16 protein-coding genes are annotated in these 18847 nt (G+C 42.4%); 6 read left to right on the top strand and 10 right to left on the bottom strand.

Annotation, left to right across the window (positions count from 1 at the left end; genetic code table 11):
• Positions 1-92: 92 nt before the first annotated feature.
• Complete coding sequence (locus K5L93_RS19370; protein WP_220721301.1) at positions 93-806, top strand: TetR/AcrR family transcriptional regulator; 714 nt, start codon at positions 93-95, stop codon at positions 804-806.
• Between the two features lie 32 nt (positions 807-838).
• Here K5L93_RS19370 and K5L93_RS19365 read toward each other — a convergent pair whose 3' ends face one another.
• The 4 genes from K5L93_RS19365 to K5L93_RS19350 form a co-directional block, all read right to left on the bottom strand.
• Positions 839-1195 (bottom strand): hypothetical protein, encoded by a 357-nt coding sequence (locus K5L93_RS19365; RefSeq protein ID WP_220721300.1) that lies wholly within the window; start codon positions 1193-1195, stop codon positions 839-841.
• Positions 1196-2554: a voltage-gated chloride channel family protein gene (locus tag K5L93_RS19360; protein ID WP_220721299.1), complete on the bottom strand. Its 1359-nt coding sequence runs from the start codon at positions 2552-2554 to the stop codon at positions 1196-1198. It lies immediately after the preceding gene.
• A gap of 189 nt (positions 2555-2743) precedes the next feature.
• Entirely contained in the window at positions 2744-4024 is a 1281-nt protein-coding gene (gene gabT / locus K5L93_RS19355; RefSeq protein WP_220721298.1) for a 4-aminobutyrate--2-oxoglutarate transaminase, read from the bottom strand.
• Between the two features lie 15 nt (positions 4025-4039).
• Entirely contained in the window at positions 4040-5497 is a 1458-nt protein-coding gene (locus K5L93_RS19350; protein WP_220721297.1) for an NAD-dependent succinate-semialdehyde dehydrogenase, read from the bottom strand.
• A 102-nt stretch (positions 5498-5599) separates the two neighbouring features.
• Between K5L93_RS19350 and K5L93_RS19345 the strand changes: the two genes are divergently transcribed.
• Positions 5600-6523, top strand: a complete 924-nt coding sequence (locus K5L93_RS19345; protein WP_220721296.1) for a LysR family transcriptional regulator — start codon at positions 5600-5602, stop codon at positions 6521-6523.
• Positions 6524-7244: 721 nt separating this feature from the next.
• On the opposite strand, the gene K5L93_RS19340 is transcribed toward K5L93_RS19345, so the two are convergent.
• Both K5L93_RS19340 and cobO read right to left on the bottom strand, forming a co-directional pair.
• Positions 7245-8528, bottom strand: a complete 1284-nt coding sequence (locus K5L93_RS19340; RefSeq protein WP_220721295.1) for an L-cysteine desulfidase family protein — start codon at positions 8526-8528, stop codon at positions 7245-7247.
• Between the two features lie 181 nt (positions 8529-8709).
• Positions 8710-9306 (bottom strand): cob(I)yrinic acid a,c-diamide adenosyltransferase, encoded by a 597-nt coding sequence (gene cobO, locus K5L93_RS19335; protein ID WP_220721294.1) that lies wholly within the window; start codon positions 9304-9306, stop codon positions 8710-8712.
• A 131-nt stretch (positions 9307-9437) separates the two neighbouring features.
• Here cobO and K5L93_RS19330 point away from each other — a divergent pair, with 131 nt between their 5' ends.
• Positions 9438-11363 carry an exoribonuclease II gene (locus K5L93_RS19330; RefSeq protein ID WP_220721293.1) on the top strand — a complete coding sequence of 642 codons (1926 nt, stop codon included), beginning with the start codon at positions 9438-9440 and terminating at the stop codon, positions 11361-11363.
• A gap of 68 nt (positions 11364-11431) precedes the next feature.
• On the opposite strand, the gene prc is transcribed toward K5L93_RS19330, so the two are convergent.
• The 4 genes from prc to K5L93_RS19310 form a co-directional block, all read right to left on the bottom strand.
• Positions 11432-13444: a carboxy terminal-processing peptidase gene (gene prc, locus K5L93_RS19325; protein WP_220721292.1), complete on the bottom strand. Its 2013-nt coding sequence runs from the start codon at positions 13442-13444 to the stop codon at positions 11432-11434.
• 26 nt (positions 13445-13470) lie between these two features.
• A complete protein-coding gene (gene proQ, locus K5L93_RS19320; protein ID WP_220721291.1) occupies positions 13471-14100 on the bottom strand; it encodes an RNA chaperone ProQ in 630 nt (209 codons plus the stop codon).
• Between the two features lie 81 nt (positions 14101-14181).
• Positions 14182-14661: a free L-methionine (R)-S-oxide reductase MsrC gene (msrC, locus tag K5L93_RS19315; RefSeq protein WP_220721290.1), complete on the bottom strand. Its 480-nt coding sequence runs from the start codon at positions 14659-14661 to the stop codon at positions 14182-14184.
• A gap of 4 nt (positions 14662-14665) precedes the next feature.
• Positions 14666-14926: a YebG family protein gene (locus tag K5L93_RS19310; protein WP_220721289.1), complete on the bottom strand. Its 261-nt coding sequence runs from the start codon at positions 14924-14926 to the stop codon at positions 14666-14668.
• A 293-nt stretch (positions 14927-15219) separates the two neighbouring features.
• Here K5L93_RS19310 and K5L93_RS19305 point away from each other — a divergent pair, with 293 nt between their 5' ends.
• The 3 genes from K5L93_RS19305 to K5L93_RS19295 are packed head-to-tail and all read left to right on the top strand — an operon-like array spanning position 15220 to position 18842.
• Positions 15220-15660 carry a paraquat-inducible protein A gene (locus K5L93_RS19305; RefSeq protein WP_220721288.1) on the top strand — a complete coding sequence of 147 codons (441 nt, stop codon included), beginning with the start codon at positions 15220-15222 and terminating at the stop codon, positions 15658-15660.
• On the top strand, positions 15644-16246 hold the full coding sequence (locus K5L93_RS19300) for a paraquat-inducible protein A (protein ID WP_220721287.1): 603 nt from the start codon (positions 15644-15646) through the stop codon (positions 16244-16246). The genes K5L93_RS19305 and K5L93_RS19300 overlap by 17 nt, the downstream gene beginning before the upstream one ends.
• On the top strand, positions 16239-18842 hold the full coding sequence (locus K5L93_RS19295) for an MlaD family protein (RefSeq protein WP_220721286.1): 2604 nt from the start codon (positions 16239-16241) through the stop codon (positions 18840-18842). The genes K5L93_RS19300 and K5L93_RS19295 overlap by 8 nt, the downstream gene beginning before the upstream one ends.
• Positions 18843-18847: the final 5 nt, after the last annotated feature.

Here is an 18847-nt window from a genome sequence, read left to right as displayed (position 1 = left end):
CAAGTTTTACTTTCCGCGTGGAAAGTAAAACTTATGATAGACTACGCTTAGTTTTAAAAGCACCGTGAATTAGAGTTAAGTAATTGTAGAAGATGACTGAAAAACGCACCGGACGACAAAGCGCCAAAGTAGCAGAAGAAACCCGTACCAAGATTTTAATCGCTGCCGCAGATCTTTTTGCCAGTAAAGGCTATGCCGTTGTATCACTGCGCGCGATTAGTGAACAAGCAGGTGTGTCTCATACCCTCATCCGTCATCATTTTGGCTCTAAGCTGCAAATTTGGCAGCATATATGTGACTGCATGCACCAGCGGTTTTTAAACTATGTAAACTTGCTAGTTTCAGAGCAAAAACAAGGCCTGTCTTGTCGTCATCAGTTGTTTGATTTACTGGTTAAGATCTTAGCTGCACTTCAAGTCGATCCTCAGCCGGTTAGGCTGCTTAATGATGCAGTAAACAATGAACAAGAATTGTTTGAGTATTTTTTAGAAGAAGATGCTCAAGTACGAAAGATTCTTGAAGACCTAGTGATTGAATGCCACAAGCAAGGGTATGTAAAACACTTCAACATTGCTGAACTAAAATGGTTATTAACCATTTTTGCTACCTCCTCTTCAACCTTAGCGCCACTGTTAGCTAAACCCTATCCGGGTGAAACCGAAGAGTTTTGCCAATTAAAAAGCTGGCAAATGTTTAGCCGCTTACTGGCTAGCCAACTCGATATTGATGAACAAGATATACCAAAACCCGAGAGACTAAGTGATTTAGTCATTGACGGTTCACCCTGCCCATTTAAAGCTCAGTAACAAGCTATAGAAATGGCTTAACATTGCCAAGGCTAATCTGGAAAGATGACCTTATTCCACTCAGGAATGGGAGTATTATAGGGGTTTAGTCGCCAAGGCCTTGCCTTGGTCTTCTGTTCGATGATCTTGCAATACAGGCTAAGGTGATGAGTTTTGTAGCCTTTGGCAAATTTAAAATTCTCTTGTTTGTCATCAATCTCCATCCACACAATATCTGGGCCCGCAGAAAGTTGACAACGGATAGGTCGATCAGTGTTTGAGCTTACGGTTGCTTTTAACTCTTCACCTTCAAAATGAGTGGTTAAATTGCCAGGGTAAGCAAACGCTATATTAGGCCATAGCAATATAACCAATACTAATAAAGATGAGTGAGGCGTTTTAACTTGCATTTATTTGTTTCGTTTTTTCAACCAAGACACCAAACGGTTATTGGCCGCCCTAATTTCACCCAAGGTTTTCTCGTGCGCCGCAAAGTTTGTAGACTTTGGCACTGCCACCCGTTGCGCAGAATAAATACCGGTGTGACCGCTAAAGTAATAGGCAACGAAACAAGCTACAGCAAAATAGAGTAAATGATCAGAGCCAAACAACTCAACACCCATAATGGTACAGGCTAACGGTGTATTGGTAGCTGCGGCAAACACTGCAATAAAGCCAATTGCTGCAAATAAATCCACTGGTGCGCCCATTATCCACGCCAAGGTGTTACCTAAGGTAGCCCCGATGAAAAACAATGGCGTTACCTCACCACCTTTAAAGCCAGCAGCAAGAGTGATTGCCGTTAGCAACAACTTAAGCATCCAGCTGTACCATTCTGCTCCTCCTTCGTTAAAGGCACTAATGATACTTACCCCACCTTCTCGGTAACTGTTAACTCCCAAACCTATGTAGTCTTGATTGCCTATTAAGCTCACAATGCCAATAACTATGAGTCCGCCAATTACTGCTATCAAATAGGGGTTCTTAAATAGGTGTTTAAAGATATCTTTAAGTACAAACACCGTTTCGCCAAACAGGTAGCCTGTTATACCAAACGCTATAGCGGCGATAAGTACCTTACCTAACATGATCAAATCAACATGAACCAGATGCTCAAACAGCATCACGTGTTCCAGAAAATCGATTTTATATTGGGTATGAGGCGTGCCCCAAGCGGAGCATACTAAGTCAGCTAAAATCGCTGCAAATAAAGCGGGAATGACTGAGTCAAAGCGGATCCTACCAACCGCCAACACCTCAATTGCAAAAATAGTAGCGGCAAGAGGCGTACTGAATAACGCGGAGAATCCAGCAGCTACCCCTGCGCTAAGCAAAATTTGATAGTCTCGGCCACTAAGTTTGAATAGCTTCCCGTAAGCGGCACTGCATGCTCCGCCGATTTGCACAGCGGTTCCTTCGCGACCAGCAGAGCCACCAAACAAATGCGTAACTACTGTAGAAATTAGCACTAAAGGCGCCATACGAGCAGGAATACCTGCACCAGGTTGATGGATCTCATCAATGATGAGATTGTTGCCTGATTCGGAGTTTTTTCCAAAACGGCGATAGATAAAAACCACCACTACGCCGGCCAAAGGCAAGAAGTACAACAAGTAAGGGTTATCGGCTCGGGTATGGCTAGCATAATCGAGCAAATACAAAAACAAGGCGTTTAACGAACCTACCACAAAGGCCAAGGGGATTAGCAATAACAGCCACCTTAGTAAAACAAGTAAAGTGCTCGGGCTATTGGGCAAAGGGTGCGGCATTCTATTTCCTATAAAACGTTAATTACTTAAGCAATTTAGAAAGCGAGGCTATCACAAAACATTGCTTTTAATCATGACCTTAGATAACAACATAGCTAAGCAGCAAGCGCTTGTATAGCTTTAAAACAACAAAAAAAGCAGCGCTTAGTGAGCGCTGCTTTAAGTTAACTTGTTTGAATTTGCTTTGAATTAACTGGCTAAAGATCTAAACAAGCGACAAAACTGCTGCATGCCTTCATCAACTATCTCATCCTCAATAGTTAGTGCTGGTAGAAAGCGAATCACATTCCCATAAAAACCACAGGCTAATAGTACAAGGCCATAATTTGCGGCATTGGCAATAAGCGCTTGAGTTAATGCGGTATTGGCTCTAGTTACATCACCATTTTCGATAAGCTCCATGGCAATCATCGCCCCTGAAATGCGAATGTCGCCAATCAGGCCGGGAAATTGCTGCTGCAACGGATGCAAGTATTCGCCAAACTGTTGGCCAATTTGATTAGCACGCGCCACCAAATCTTGCTCTTCAATCACATCAAGTACTGCTAAAGCCGCACTACACGCTACCGGTGAGCCACCGTAGGTACCGCCCAATCCACCAGGTAAAGGAGCATCCATTATTGATGATTTACCAACCACCGCCGATAATGGAAAGCCGCCGGCAATGCCTTTTGCCATGGTAATCAAATCAGGCTCAACATCGGCGTACTCGCAATTAAACATTTTACCGGTTCTTCCAAATCCAGTTTGGATTTCATCCATGATTAAAACGATACCGTGTTGGTCACAAAGCGCTCTAAGTGCCTGTAGGAATTCTTTAGGAGCAGGATAAAAACCACCCTCACCTTGAATCGGCTCAACGATTAATGCCGCTACATCTTCTGCAGCGATATCGACCTTAAAGATATTGTTGAGTGCTTGCAGGCTCTGCTCACTGCTTATACCGTGCATTTGCATAGGATAAGGGGCGTGATAAATATCTCCGGCAAAGGGCCCAAATTGATGTTTGTAAGGGGTAATTTTTCCGGTTAACGCCATAGTAAGATTTGTTCTCCCATGGAAACCGCCATTAAACGCAATAACCCCGCGACGCCCAGTAGCAGCCCGTGCGATTTTAACCGCATTTTCTACCGCTTCTGCTCCGGTAGTTACAAACATGGCTTTTTTATCACTATCACCTGGCGCAATAGCGACTAGCTTTTCTGCTAACTCCACTGCGCTCTCGTAGGGATTAATCATTACACAGGTATGGCTAAACTTATCCAGTTGCTGTTTTGCTGCAGCCACAACTTTTGGGTGGCTATGGCCGGTATTACATACAGCAATACCAGTGGCAAAATCTATATAGCGCTTACCTTCTACGTCCCACAGCTCAGCATTTAACGCTCTCTCAGCATAAACTGGATAAACATTGCCTTGGCCGCGTGCAATGACACTTTGTTTTCTTTCTTGTAGTTGCTGGTTATTCATCCCTGTCTCCTATTGTTAGCTGTTTACGCCGCCCATACACAAATACTTAATTTCTGTGTAGTCATCTAAACCATAGTGCGAGCCTTCTCGCCCATTACCCGATTGTTTAACGCCACCAAACGGTGCAGCAGCATTTGAGATAATCCCTTCGTTGATGCCAACCATGCCATATTCCAACGCTTCACCAACACGCCATACTCGACCAATATCGCGAGTGTAAAAATAAGCTGCTAAACCATATTCAGTATCATTGGCTAAGGCTATGGCCTGCTCTTCTGTATCAAACATAATTAGTGGTGCTACAGGGCCAAATATCTCATTTTTGGCAATCGGCATATCATTGCTTACCTGAGTCATAATGGTGGGTTGATAAAACTGTTTTCCTGCTTGATGAGCTTGCCCGCCATAAATAACCTTTGCGCCGGCTTTCTGTGAATCAACCACCAATTCATGCACAGCTTCTTTTGCTTGCTCACTTATCATTGGACCTATATCGACATTCGCTTGCATCCCGTCACCCACAGTGAGTTTTGCTAGTGCTTCTGCCAGCTTTTCGCTAAATTGTTGATAAACACCCTTTTGAACCAGAAAGCGGTTAGCACACACACATGTTTGACCAGCATTTCGGTATTTTGAAGCTATCGCTCCTTGCACCGCGGCATCAATATCGGCGTCATCAAATACAATAAATGGCGCGTTTCCTCCTAACTCCATAGATACTTTTTTAACCGTACTCGCACACTGAGCTATAAGTTGTTTGCCCACCGCCGTGGAGCCAGTAAAGGTAAATTTGGCCACATCTGGGCTTTCGGTTAGTAACTTGCCCATGCCCCTGGCATCTTCACCTACAACTACATTAAACACACCTGGTGGAATGCCGGCTTCTTCGGCCAATTGCGCCAACGCTAGCGCCGAGATTGGGGTAAGCTGAGCTGGGCGAACCACAAAAGTACAACCTGCCGCTAAGGCAGCTGCAGCTTTTCGTGCAATCATGGCGTTAGGAAAATTCCAAGGCGTTACTGCAGCCACTACACCCACAGCTTGCTTAACCACAACAATACGTTTGTCACTAGCTGGCGCTGGTATTACATCGCCGTAACAGCGTTTACCTTCTTCAGCAAACCAGTCTAAGAAAGCGGCACCATAAGCTATTTCTCCCTTTGCTTCAGCTAAGGGCTTACCTTGCTCTTGGGTGAGAATGCTCGCTAAATCGTCTTGATGCTGCATAATCAGTTGATACCATTTTCTCAGCAAATTACCCCGCTCATTGGCCGATTTAGCAGCCCACGCTTTTTGGGCAGCCTTAGCAGCCTGGATTGCCAATTCAACACCTTGTAAGCCGCAGTCATCAACCTCAAGCAAGCATTGCTGATTAGCCGGATTATGTACTGGAAAACGCTGCTGAGAAGCATGCCAACAGCCATTGATGTAAGACCGTGTTTTTATCAAACTTGAGTATTTAATCGCTTCCATTAGTGCTCACTTCCCTTGTAACTTGTTTTAGTCCATTGAATACCAATCTAAAACGATGTTAAATATCAAACAATAAAACTTTAGTTTGGTATCTATAAAACTATGTTAGACCCCTTATCTGGAAAACAGCTTAGTGAATATGATTTGCGCTTGTTAAGAGTATTTAAGGCAGTCGTTGAGCATGGTGGCTTCGCGGCTGCTGAACATAGTTTGGGGATCACTCGTTCAACCATTAGTGTTCATATGTCTAGCCTTGAAAGCAGAATGAACATTAAGTTATGTGTTAGAGGCAGAGCCGGTTTTGCCCTTACCGAGCGAGGCCAAACTGTTTACCAGGCTTGCCTACAGCTGTTTTCGTCTATTCAGGAATTTGCTTCGCTGGTAGATAACTTGGGAAAACCTCTTACTGGCGAGCTTGTTATCCTTTATTCCGATCTGCTTGATCACAGGAGTATTGAAAACATAGCCAAGGCAGTGACCGCAATTAAACAGCAAGCACCAAGACTTTGTATATCACTTAACATGGAATCAGTAGCAAACATTGAGTCAGCCTTGATCAACAACCAAGCTCATGTTGGGTTTTACCCTGCTTACCGAAGCATTGACGGACTCTTGAGTGAAGTAGTGTTTAGTGAATCTATCTATTTGTGTGCCAGCAAGCAATCACCGTTGTTTAGCACTCTCGACGCAGATATAGATCGCGAGCTACTAGCTAAACATGCTGCGATTCACCCTAGTATTGAGCTAAACCCAAAAGGACGCGCTCAACTTCAGCAACTTAACTTTGGCGCTAAAGGATACCAATTCGACAGCCGGTTAGCCCTAATACTATCTGGCGCCTACATTGGCTATTTACCCTTAAGTGAAGCGCAGCGCTATATAGACCAGCAAACCATTCGTTTAATAAAACCCAATGAATACAGTTATCCCTTTGAGCTTAGTTTGGTACATAAAATTAACCCCAACGAAAAGCAAAAAGTCCAACTAGCCATGGATGCTTTACAAACGCAATTTGTCACTCATTAAAAGTTAGCCATAGCGACAAACCAAAGTGCCCAACTAAGGCTATGCACCAGCCCGGCTATAATAGCGATGAACCAAAGCCATTTGGCGCTAACACTTGGCTGCTGAAGTGACCGGGTGAACCGATAAACAGGAAACAATACCACCACTATAAGCATTAACGGCGGTAAAATTTCCCCCATATTCGGACCAAAGCTGAAGACCCTCAACGCACGAGTTAATCCGAAGAGCAACAGAAAATTGGTTAACGACCTACAAAGGTTTGCCTTAGAAGCTGCCACTAAAACTAAGTAACTATAGGTAGGAAAAAGCAAATAAGGCATCAGTAATATTTGCTCTATGGCTAGGGTCTGTTGATCTTTGGTGTTGAAATTTTGTTCGAGATAAGCGGGCTTTAATCGCGGCGAGCACTTAGAAGCCTAGTGGGCTAAGCAAGAAGTGCTTAACAAAGAGTAAAGTTCGATTATCCGAACCCTTCGGGCAGCATTTCTTAGCCATTTATTCAGCGTTAGCGAGCGAATATTAAGCCCACTTAACTGCACACTCACTGCCTTGCCTAAATGGCTAATAAATTGCTTTAAAAACCATCAGCAAAGATCAACAGACCCTAATAATTGTTTTGGGCGAAAGTGTCATAAATTCATTGTTTAAGACTAGCAAATCTTATTAGCAAAGCGCAAACTCACAGCAAAGCTTGGTTTTCAATTGCTCTTAATTTACAAGCTTAGCTAGCCTGCTTGTTCTGCATAGTGGCGATAATGGCTTCATCCGTAGAAAGCATGGCAGTTTTGGACATAATTCCGAGTTGAGCGATACTATCATCGGCTGATTCAAACACAATTCCTTGCTGAGCCGATACGCTACTACCCGCAACAGCGAGAATGGCAGACTTAACTGCACTACTAGCTCCAGTTGATACCTTCATTGCACAACCGGCTTTGGCGCCATCGCAAAACACCCCTGAAACATCTCCAACCATAGAGTTAATTGCACGATGAATTGCAGCCAACTTACCTCCCATCAACCAAGTGAGTGCTGCACTAGCCCCCATAGCCGCGGTAGTGGCAGCACACAAGGCTGACAATTTGTTTTGCTTCGACTTAACGTAAATAGCAACCAAGTGGCTTAGCATTAAAGCGCGAACAAAAGCATCATCATCTAACTGTTTTATTTCTGCATAAGCCACAACCGGCATGGTTGCAGCTATGCCTTGATTTCCGCTACCCGAGTTACTCATTGCCGCTTGTTGCGCTCCGCCCATTCGAGCATCTGATGCTGCCGCGCCCAAACGCATCGCACGATTTATCAAATCATCGGCAAGTAGCCCCTGCTCTACTTGCGCTTGTAAACTAGCGCCTAGCGCTAAGCCGTAGTTCCCCGACAACCCAGTCTCAGCTAACGCTCGGTTTAAGCTAGCGGCACGTTTAATAAAAGCAATCTGTGTAAGCGGCACGTTTTCAACAAAGTCTACGATCTGCTCTATTGAAAGTTTAAGGTGGTTCGTTTCAGTGGTTTGAACACATTGCACAGCGTTGGCTTGCTGCAACACTGCTCCATTCTTTACGATGTATTCAAAGCGGGTATGTGACTTTGCTATGCAAACCTCAACCTTATCTTGATTGCGGCTGGCATTTACCACCGTATACAACACATCATCATTGCTTACCATTGATACACTAACTTGGCGTTTACTCAGCATTTGATTTGCCTTGCGAAGCGCGTCTTCCGAGATTGTCGCCAGTACCTCTAAGCCTTTACTCGCATCTCCAGCTGTCGCTCCTACAGCAGCAGCTATAGGTAAACCAGCCTTACCAGTGCCAGGTACAAATACTCCCATGCCATTCTTGTATAGATTTGGAGTTACCTTAACTTGAATAGAGTCTGGTAAACCGCCAAGTAATTCTGCAGCTTTAGCGCTAGCAAGCGCAACAGTAACGGGTTCGGTGCAACCTAATGCAGGTACCACTTCAGATTGAACTAAGTCTATGTATTGTTGCCACTGTTTCATGGATTATCTCGGCTAAGTGCGTTTGATACAGTGTACGAATATGTTTTTAGAAAAGGTTGGCACAGTTTTAATGGATAAGCCGAATATTAAATTTATTCTCTAAGAAAAAGGAAAATAGCAGAAAATACTTTCGCATACTTAAATATAGGTGAGAAAGTGGCCCTAAAGCCACTTTAGAAATTTACCAATCAATGCCCTGGCGAGCTTTAATTCCTGATTCAAAAGCATGCTTAACATTTTTTACTTCAGAAATGGTGTCTGCAATATCAAGCACTTTGCGATGACATGCACGGCCAGTTACCACTACAGTTTGCTCTGCAGGTCGTAGCTTAATTGCTTCAACAACCTCTTCAACATCTAGGTAGTCATAACTTAACATGTAAGTAATTTCGTCCAACAACACCAAGTAGATGGAAGAATCAGCTAGCCACTGCTTACAGCGTTGCCATACTTCTTGCGCAGCTTGGGTATCAAGTTCTCGGTTTTGAGTCTCCCAGGTAAACCCTGTTGCCATAGTGGCAAACTCTACTCCGTTGTTTTGCAAGAGATTGCGTTCTCCGCATTCCCAGCCGCCTTTAATAAATTGCGCCACCGTAGCTTTGTAACCATGCCCAGTAGCACGCGCAACATTACCAAAACCAGCCGTCGATTTACCCTTTCCATTACCGGTAATAACCAGTACTAAGCCCTTTTCAATTTGCGCATCTTCAACTTTAGCATCCACACTTGCTTTCAACTTTTCCTGTCGTTGCTGATGCTTTTCTTGATTTTTACTCATCCCTGCTCTTTAGTCATTACTGATTTGTTTTTAGTTTAGCTCGAGCCAAACCCAATAAACCAGTACTGTTTCGCTAGAATAGCGATAAACCTTTGGGTATAGTGCCTTCACGATAAAAAATGGAAGCCTTTATGCTTAAAGATAACCCTCTATTGGCTCAACTAAAGCAGCAAATTAGAGAGACCATTCCCACTGTTGAAGGTGTAGTAAAAGCTACTGAGAAGAACTTCGGTTTCCTTCAAACAGACAACAAAAAAAGCTATTTCATCTCACCTCCAATGATGAAAAAGTTGATTCACGGCGACCGGATTAGCGCAGCTATTCGCAATAATAATGGTAAAGAAGCAGCAGAGCCAGAAACACTAGTAGAAGCCGCTTTAGATACCTTTGTGGCCCGTGTGAAATTTGTTGATAAACGCACTAAGCTGCAGGTTGACCATCCATTGATCAACCAGTTGTTAAGTGCAAAAGTGATAAAAGATAGTGGATTCTCAATCAAACAAGGTGATTGGGTGTTGGCTAGGCTGGTTAAACACGCACTTAAAGAACAACACTTCCAAGCTGAGATCTTCGAGTTTATCGCAGAAAGTGATGATAACTTTGCCCGATGGAAAGCCACAACTAAAAAGCACCAATTAGCTTGGGATCAGCCTGAACTCACTGAAGACCTGACGATTATTGATCAAGAAGTTGAGCGTCGTGATCTAACCAACGAGTTGTTTTTCACTATCGACGGTGAAAATACCAAAGATATGGATGATGCTGTTTCGATCACGCGCGAAGCAGAAAATTGGAAGCTAAAAGTCGCTATAGCGGATCCAAGTGCTTACATTAACAGTGAAAGCGAACTTGAAAAAGCAGCCAAACAACGAGCATTCACTTTGTACTTACCTGCACGCACTGTGCCGATGATGCCAAGTAAGTTGGCCAACGAACATTGTTCGCTAGTCGCTGACCAAGTTCGTCCAGCCTTAGTATGTGAAATGCTTATTGGACTTGATGGTGAACTACACAAAGATGCTGAGTTTTACTTAGCCACTGTTCAGTCCAAACATCGCCTAAACTACAATCAGGTGTCTGACTTTATAGAACAAAATACGACTGAACTTGCAACAAACGCAGAGTTAGCTGAAGCGTTACAACAACTTAACTTGTTTAGTGAGCAACGTAATCAATGGCGCGCAGAGAACACTTCTGTGTTTGGAGACCAAGCCGACTACGAGTTTGTCTTAGACAATAAAGGTCAGGTTATCGATATTCTTCGCCAATCTCGTCGCAGTGCAAACCGCATGATTGAAGAAGCAATGGTGGCAGCCAACATTTGTGGTGGACGCTTCCTAGATGAAAAACTCGGCTTCGGTGTGTTTGCATGTCATTCTGGTTTTAAAGAAGAGAAGCTAGACGGACTAGTAGAGCTTCTGGCCAAGTTTGAGTTACCAATTGAGCGAGAAAAGCTCAATGACCTCGACTACTTCTGCCAACTAAGAAGAAACATCGCAGCGACTGGCGATAAATGTTTAGATCAGTTGGTAAAACGCCACTTTAATTTTGGTGTTTATAATGAAAAGTGTTTGCCTCACTTTGGTTTGGGCGAAGCTAAGTATGCAACTTGGACCTCTCCAATACGTAAATATAGCGACCTGCTGAATCACCGCCTTATTAAATCAGTGATTAATGGCGAAACACCTTCTTCACCATTATCTGAAGAGCTATCCGAACATCTAAGTGAAAATCGCAAGAAGCAAAAGTTTGCTGAACGAGAAATGGCTAACTACTTGTATTGCGAGTATTTTGCAGAACAAGATCCAAATACATGTTTGCTGGCAGAAATTAGCAATATAAACCGTGGGGGCCTTAATATTCGTCTAGTTGACAGTGGTGCCTCGGCTTTTGTGCCAAAAACTAAGCTTGCTGGTAAAGATGAAGAACTCACTATCGAAACTGAGTTGGGCCGTTTAGCTACTAAAGACAAACAATATAGCGTGGGTGATACCATCTCCGTAAAGATTGTAGAAGTGAAAAAACTACAACAATCGATCGTTGCAGCCCCTTGTTAGAACAGTTTCAAGTTAAAAAACAAAAAAGCCAGCGATTAGCTGGCTTTTTTATCGATAACAAAATGAGTTTAACTAGGGTTACGAAGTTCCAAGTAATCAACTGCAATTTCTGCAGCTTCTGTTAAGAAAGCATCATCTAAATCAATATCTTTAGGCGCGTCATCTAAGTCTTTAACCGGATCTAAGCCTAGACGAACTAAACGTTCATTTAAACGAGCAAGTTGTTTTTGCTCTTTTTCATCTCGCTGAGAAATTCTGGCTTTCTCATTAAGACTTACCGACTTTATATCTTTATCTTTGCGATAATCAGCTATGTCGCTAATGATATACTGAAACTCTGGATCGTTCGCAATACGTGCTTGATGCTTTTTATCTAAAACTTCAATATATGGGCTAACATCTCCAAGCAACTTGTAATTAGCCGCTTTAATTTTATCCCAAGGCAAAGCATTATCTTCAACGCTCTCACCGGTTTCTTCTGGTAACAAAGCGGAAGGATATGAAATATCCGGAATTACTCCACGATGTTGAGTACTTCCTCCGTTTATACGGTAAAACTTAGCAATAGTGTACTGAACGTGGCCGAGTTCATTTTCATATAAGTCGTAAATTCGACCTAAACCGCGGTGCTGCTGGACGGTACCTTTACCATAACTTTGCTCACCAATAACAATTGCTCTGCCATAGTCTTGCAAGGCAGCGGCAAAAATCTCAGAGGCAGAGGCACTATAACGGTCGATTAAAACAACCATTGGTCCACTATAAGTTACTGAATTACTTGTGTCGTTATTTACTGTAATTCGACCAAGCTGATCACGTACTTGTACTACTGGACCTTGTGGAATGAATAATCCGGTCAAAGCAGTAGCCTCAGTTAATGCACCACCTCCATTACCACGTAAATCAACAATCAAAGAACTGATATTTTCTTCATCTAATTTACGTAACTCTTTGCTGGCGTCTTCACTTAAATTCACATAGAAACTAGGAACATTAAGCACCCCTACTTTCTTGCCTTCAATGTCTATAACTTCGCTTTTAGCTGCGCGATCTTCAAGGCGAACTTTATCGCGAACGATATCAACGATTTTCGTTTTACCATCTACTTTGCCACCTGATGCAAGAATCTCAAGACGAACAGTAGTTCCTTTTGGACCTTTAATTAGATCTACAACGTCATCTAACCGCCAACCGATAATATCAACAATTTCATCTTCGCCTTGAGCAACACCAACAATTTTATCTTCAGGGCCTAGCTGGTTGCTCAGTGCTGCTGGCCCACCTGGAACCAAACTTCGAATGACTGTGTACTCATCTTCACCTTGAAGTACCGCACCAATACCTTCTAAGGAAAGATTCATTTCCATTTTAAAGCGTTCTGCAGTGCGTGGTGATAAGTAACTGGTGTGTGGTTCGATAGCGCGAGAATAAGCATTCATTGCAGTTTGAAAAACATCTTCGCTGCTAGTTTGCACTAAACGTTTGATAGCACTGTTGTAGCGTTTGGCCAATACTTCAACAATTTTGTCGTGTTCTCGACCAGCTAACTTTAGGTTCAGCGCATCGTATTTTACTTTTAAGCGCCACAGCTCTTTGATCTCAGCTTGGGTTTTGGGCCATTCGGCTTCACTGCGGTCAAATTGAAACTGTTCGTCTTTAGTAAAATCCATTGGCTCATCGAGCACTTGCAAAGAATACACTAATTGTTGGTAGCGACGTTTAAGCGACAGGTCGAACATTGAATAAAGCGGTTCTAATCTACCTGCTGGTATATCTTGATCGAGGCTGTAACGATAACGCTCGAAGCGTAAGAAATCTTCTTCCAAAAATAAGCTACGGTTGTAATCGAGTTGCTGAATAAACTTATCGAAGATTTCACTAGATAATTCATCGTCGAAAGGAACACTGCGGTAGTGAGAGCGGGTGTATAAAGCACTAATTCTTTTTGCCGCTGTAGCATGTTGGCTTTGCTGGCTTAAAGTGGGTAGCGCATCTTGTCCTAATGTAGGCGTTTGAGCCAACAACAGAGTTGAGTAACTAAGCGTTAAAAAGAATAGCCACAGACGGCTCAAATATTTCATAGGCACCTATCTCACTACTAAATCAATTATGCAACGATATGTTCTGCTTTAACTTTAACTAACATACCGCTTTTAAGCGTAACAGCAATGCCATCTTTTGTTACTTCTGAGATCTGACCCGGCATTGGTGTTTTTCCAACCAATACACGAACATCTTTCCCTGCAACTAAATCTTTACTGTCGATTTTTTCAATCGGCTTCTTGTCAGCTGCTGGTTTACTGTCGCTAGTTTTAGGTTTACTGGTACGCTTAAAATCAGCTTTTGGTTTACGTGCAGCAGCTTTGTTTTTGTCAGCTTTTTCGGCTTGAGCCTTTTTGTTAGCAAAAGCTTTATCTTTGCTTTCTTTTAAGGTCTTTTGCGCATGTTCTACATGCTCTTGTTCAATTTCAGCGCCTTCTACACCGTCTAAGTCAACGCGTTTAGAGCCAACTTTTACGCCATGTAGATAACGCCAGCTAGACGTATATTGACGCAATGCAGAACGTAGTACGGTATTACTTACTTTCTCGTCTTCTTTTAGACGTTCAGCTAAGTCCTGAAAAATACCAATTTTAAGCGGCTTGGCTTCACCTTCTGTAGAAAAACAGTTTGGGAATTGTGTCGCCAAATATTGAATGACTTCTTTGCTATTTTTCAGTTTGTTAGTTTGTTCCATGATGACCTTTCTTATACATCTTTACTGGTACAGCGACAGGGCTGATTTCGGCTATTATAGTGAGCGTATATTGAAAAGCCATTAAAAATGCACATCACTTAGTTTATTTTCCAACACCTTAACTAAATACTCGATGCCAATTTGGTCACTTAGCTCGAATCGTTTAAGACGAGGACTATCAATATCCACCACACCAAACAGTTCCCCATTAAGATATAGAGGCACTACGATTTCTGATTCGCTAGCACTATCACAAGCGATATGTCCTGGAAACTCATGAACATTTTCAACACGAAAGGTTTGCTGCTGCGCAAAGGCCGAACCACATACACCTTTACCAACTTGAATTGAAGTACAGGCAGGTTTACCTTGAAACGGCCCTAAGAACAGCTGTTTTTTAGCTTTATCGGCCAAATAACACCCCACCCAGTTAATCTCTTCTAACTCGAGCCATAATAAGGCAGAAAAATTAGCTAGATTAGAAATATAAGGTAAGTCTTTATCTAACAAAGCGTCTAATTGCTTACCTAGTGTTAAATAACGCGAAGATACGTCTGCCACTGCATTACTCCTCTTCTTCAATCATCGATGCATCAAACTCCTGGCCTTTAAGCACTTGTTGCAGTGCATTTCGCTGAGAAGAAAGGTAGAAGCCTAAATTCTCGGCTTGTTGCTCGTTCATCTTAGGTTCTGCGTGCTTTATCATTAATGTAAGCTGATCAGCTACGTCTAACATTTTGTCGTAATTGTCGGCTTCTTTTTTTGAACTAAAAGTCATTTTCTCTACACCGTTACGTTCGACGACATATTTAATAATTACAGCCACCGCTGCCTCCATTTACTGTTTTTATATACAGGGTAGTATGCACCATTCACTTTTAAACTACTAGTGACAAATTTTTACAGCATAGTTAGCCTGATTTAGCTAATATGTACTGTATGAAATCTTCTGAGTTATCAAAGCTATCCATCTGCCCAAGTTGCGATTTGTTGGTCGACACCCAAGCACATTGTAGGGCCGGAAATGTATTAATATGCCCACGCTGCAAACACACACTAGCACGGGGGCGTAGAGCCCGTTTCTCCAGCCAATTTGCATTGGCGTTAACGTGCTTGATTATGGTCACTCTTGCTAATACTTACCCGCTGTTAAGCTTTACATTTCTTGGGATCCCCAGTTCCGCCAATATCCTGCGCGGCACCGTACTATTACTCGAAAACGGTTATTATTTGGTGGGATTCAGTGTGGTACTGGCTAGTTTCATCGCGCCAATTCTGCTATTCAGCTTAATTTGTTATACCTCTTTGTCTTTAAGCAAAGGCTGGAAAACGCCCTTTTTGGCAACAGCGCTACATTTTCAAGACGACCTTATTCACTGGAGTATGATTGAAGTCTATATCGTGAGCTTTTTGGTAGCCTTGGTTAAATTGGTAGAATACGCTGACATCGATTTAGGCTATGGACTATGGTGTATCTGTATAACCTTATTGCTTTCTACTCACTTAATTCAGCGCATAGAGCCAGCGGAATACTGGGAGCGATATGTACACATCCGCTAAACAATTAGGCATAAAGCTTTGTAGGCACTGTAAGCTATCGATGCCCGAAGAACAAAGTCATTGTCAGCGCTGCCACATGCAAGTTCATTCAAGAATCCCACAAAGTTTACAAAAATGTTGGGCTTTTATCATTGCCGCTACTGTTGGCCTTTTCCCAGCCAATTTAATGCCAATTACAGTATTAAGTACCCGTGGTGCCCCGCAATATGAAACCATTATGTCTGGCGTGATTAGCTTAATTAAAGATGACATGGTAGGTATTGCTATTGTGGTATTTGTCGCCAGTATCGTTGTCCCTGTAATGAAACTAGTAGGCTTGGTAGTCATTTTATTAAGTCTACAATTTAATTTGAACCTTAATAATCGACAACGTATTGTTGTATATAGAATAATTGACATAATTGGCAAGTGGTCAATGCTCGACTTATTTGTGCTTTCTATCATGATTGCGGTATTTGAACGCAATAATCTGGTAGGAGTAGAGGCTGGCCCCGGAGCCACCGCTTTCGGCGCAGTAGTATTGTTAACACTGTTCGCAGCAAAATCTTTTGACACAAGACTAATATGGGATAAACAACTTGAATAACGCTAGTAAACCGGAACTTAAAAAAGAGAAGGTAATTTCCCCTATCTGGCTGCTACCCATTTTGGCTTTGCTTCTAGGTGCTTGGCTATTGTTTAAAGCTTGGTCTGAAGCTGGAGTGAAAATTAACATCGTGTTTGATAGCGCTAAAGGCATTACCGCTGGACAAACTCAGCTGTTTTACCAAGGATTGGATATTGGTGTTGTAAAAACCGTAGAGCTTGCACCAAATTTGGAAGGTGTAATTGTAGTCGCAGAAGTTAAACGAGAAGCAGAACAGTTATTAAAAGAAGATAGTCAATTCTGGCTAGTTACTCCCAAAGCATCTATAACAGAAATTAGTGGTTTAGACGCTCTGGTTTCAGGTAACTACATTGAGCTAAACCCAGGTAAAGGTAAATTCGATGACAGCTTTGTCGCGCTCAATGAACCACCTAACATCATTAGGGGCAATGGACTAAATATACGTCTCACAGCAAGCGATTTAGGTTCGTTGAACATTGGTTCACCAGTATACTTTAAAAAAATTAAGGTAGGGGAAGTTCAACGCTACCAACTAAATGACCAACACCAAGTCGAATTTGATATCCACATTAAACCTCAGTTTTCTCAACTAGTTAAAATTGATACTAGATTTTGGAATGTAAGTGGCTTTGAAGCCGATATTTCTCTTGATGGTATGCAATTTTCTAGTGAAAGTTTAGCCAGTGTAATTTCAGGGGGGGTCAGTTTTGACAGTCCAGTCCAATCTGCTCTAGCGGATAAGGGACAAAACTTTACCCTTTATAAAAACCTTAAAGACTCTCAACGCGGAAAAGCGATTCAAATCACCATGCAGCAGCAACATGGTCTTGCAGCAAACCGCAGCAAGCTAGTTTATCGCGGCGCGGTAATTGGTTTTATCAATGATATTCAAAATACCGGAAGCCAAGACCATTTTTTAGCAAAAGCCTTGGTCGAGCCTAAATATGAAGATCTGTTTAACGATACAACCCAATTAGTCCTGATAAAGCCTGAAATAGGATTAAACGGGGTTAAAAATCTTGGTGCGCTAGTCGGTGCAAAACAAATCGAAGTCATTGCAGAGCAGGGAGAACTTCAAACTGAGTTTACCCTTACTACATCACCAAAGCCTCCGGTTGGAAGCACATCCATTAGCCTTAGCACTAACAATGTTAAAGGTATAGCAGTTAACAGCCCGATCGTTTACAACGGACTAACTATTGGTAAAGTGACCGAAATCGAATTAATAGATCGCAGCTTTGAGTTAAAAGCTTTTATTCAGCCCCAATATACCAAACTACTTACGCAAGGCAGTCGATTTTATAACCAAAGCCCGCTAGCAGTGGAAGCGAACCTCAATGGAATAAGTGTTGAAAGCAGCGGCCTAAGTGGTTTTATAAATTCCCCAATCATATTGATGCCCGGACATAGCAATACTCTCAGTAAGCAAAGTCAATATGCCCTGCATCACAACAAACAAGCTGCTCAATTGTCTAAAGCGAAAATAGAGAAACCTTTATCGCTGCGCTTAAATACTGATTATTTGGGGTCATTAGCAGAAGGTGCGCCAGTGCTGTTTAGGCGAGTACCGGTAGGAGAAGTTGAGCACTACAGTTTGTTAAAAGATGGCAGCATTGACCTAAAAGTCAAAATTTTTGGCAACTATCGACACTTAGTAACCGATAACAGTCGATTTTGGCACGCATCAGGACTGGAAATTAAAGCCAGTTTAGATGGTTTGTCGGTAAACAGTGAATCACTTAAATCACTGGTTATGGGTGGTATCAGTTTTGATCACTTCGAAGAACTAGCTAAGGAAAGTATCCGAACTGTTCATAAAACTAAACAGGATGCTACTAAGCGTCATTTAGCAATTAGCCTAACAACTAACGATAGCCACGGCCTCTACAACAACATGCCGATTAAATACCAGGGGCAGCAAATTGGTAAAGTCACCAACTTGCATTTCAATGATAGCCTTTCCGAATTGCAAGCAGATGCTGAGTTGGACTTCCCCTTTTATAGAAACTTTGCCCGCAGTGGCGCTTTATACTGGCAAGAAACAGCCTCTATCAGTTTATCCGAAGTAAAAAACCTAGATACCTTGGTAAAAGGCGACTTTATCAATGCCCTCCCAGGAAAAGGAAAGCCCTCGCAACAGTTTGTTTTACAAAAACAAGCACCAAATACCGACACAAATGCTTTACATATTTGGCTTAGCAGTAGTCACTTTGGCTCGTTAAAAGTTGGTAGCCCAGTACTTTATAAGCAATATCAAGTAGGTTTTGTTGATGATGCAAAGCTTGCTATGGATGGCTCAAAAATCTTAGCTCGCCTCAACATAAATTCAGCTTATCGACACTTAGTGCGAGAAAATAGTATCTTTTGGAATGCCTCGGGCGTTGATGTAAAACTTGGTCTAGGTGGCGCCAATATTCGTCTTGATTCAATGGAAACGCTATTAACTGGTGGCATTGCATTTGCGACGCCCGAATCGGAACCGACAGCTAAACCGGCCAAGGATCAGGATAAGTACGAACTACAGCCCATTTATGATGAAAAATGGTTACAATGGAGTCCTTCCATTGAGCCATAGAAAAT

It is taken from the genome of Agarivorans litoreus (assembly GCF_019649015.1).
Taxonomy (GTDB): Bacteria; Pseudomonadota; Gammaproteobacteria; order Enterobacterales; family Celerinatantimonadaceae; genus Agarivorans; species Agarivorans litoreus.
The sequence above is the reverse complement of the archived record's forward strand: the minus strand, read 5'-3'. Positions and strand labels throughout refer to the sequence as shown.

Bases quoted from the DNA above. Each gene is read 5' to 3' on its own strand.
- K5L93_RS19370 (WP_220721301.1), top strand. From the start codon at position 93: ATGACTGAAAAACGCACCGGACGACAAAGCGCCAAAGTAGCAGAAGAA.
- K5L93_RS19365 (WP_220721300.1), bottom strand. From the start codon at position 1,195: ATGCAAGTTAAAACGCCTCACTCATCTTTATTAGTATTGGTTATATTG.
- K5L93_RS19360 (WP_220721299.1), bottom strand. From the start codon at position 2,554: ATGCCGCACCCTTTGCCCAATAGCCCGAGCACTTTACTTGTTTTACTA.
- gabT (WP_220721298.1), bottom strand. From the start codon at position 4,024: ATGAATAACCAGCAACTACAAGAAAGAAAACAAAGTGTCATTGCACGC.
- K5L93_RS19350 (WP_220721297.1), bottom strand. From the start codon at position 5,497: ATGGAAGCGATTAAATACTCAAGTTTGATAAAAACACGGTCTTACATC.
- K5L93_RS19345 (WP_220721296.1), top strand. From the start codon at position 5,600: ATGTTAGACCCCTTATCTGGAAAACAGCTTAGTGAATATGATTTGCGC.
- K5L93_RS19340 (WP_220721295.1), bottom strand. From the start codon at position 8,528: ATGAAACAGTGGCAACAATACATAGACTTAGTTCAATCTGAAGTGGTA.
- cobO (WP_220721294.1), bottom strand. From the start codon at position 9,306: ATGAGTAAAAATCAAGAAAAGCATCAGCAACGACAGGAAAAGTTGAAA.
- K5L93_RS19330 (WP_220721293.1), top strand. From the start codon at position 9,438: ATGCTTAAAGATAACCCTCTATTGGCTCAACTAAAGCAGCAAATTAGA.
- prc (WP_220721292.1), bottom strand. From the start codon at position 13,444: ATGAAATATTTGAGCCGTCTGTGGCTATTCTTTTTAACGCTTAGTTAC.
- proQ (WP_220721291.1), bottom strand. From the start codon at position 14,100: ATGGAACAAACTAACAAACTGAAAAATAGCAAAGAAGTCATTCAATAT.
- K5L93_RS19305 (WP_220721288.1), top strand. From the start codon at position 15,220: ATGGTCACTCTTGCTAATACTTACCCGCTGTTAAGCTTTACATTTCTT.
- K5L93_RS19300 (WP_220721287.1), top strand. From the start codon at position 15,644: ATGTACACATCCGCTAAACAATTAGGCATAAAGCTTTGTAGGCACTGT.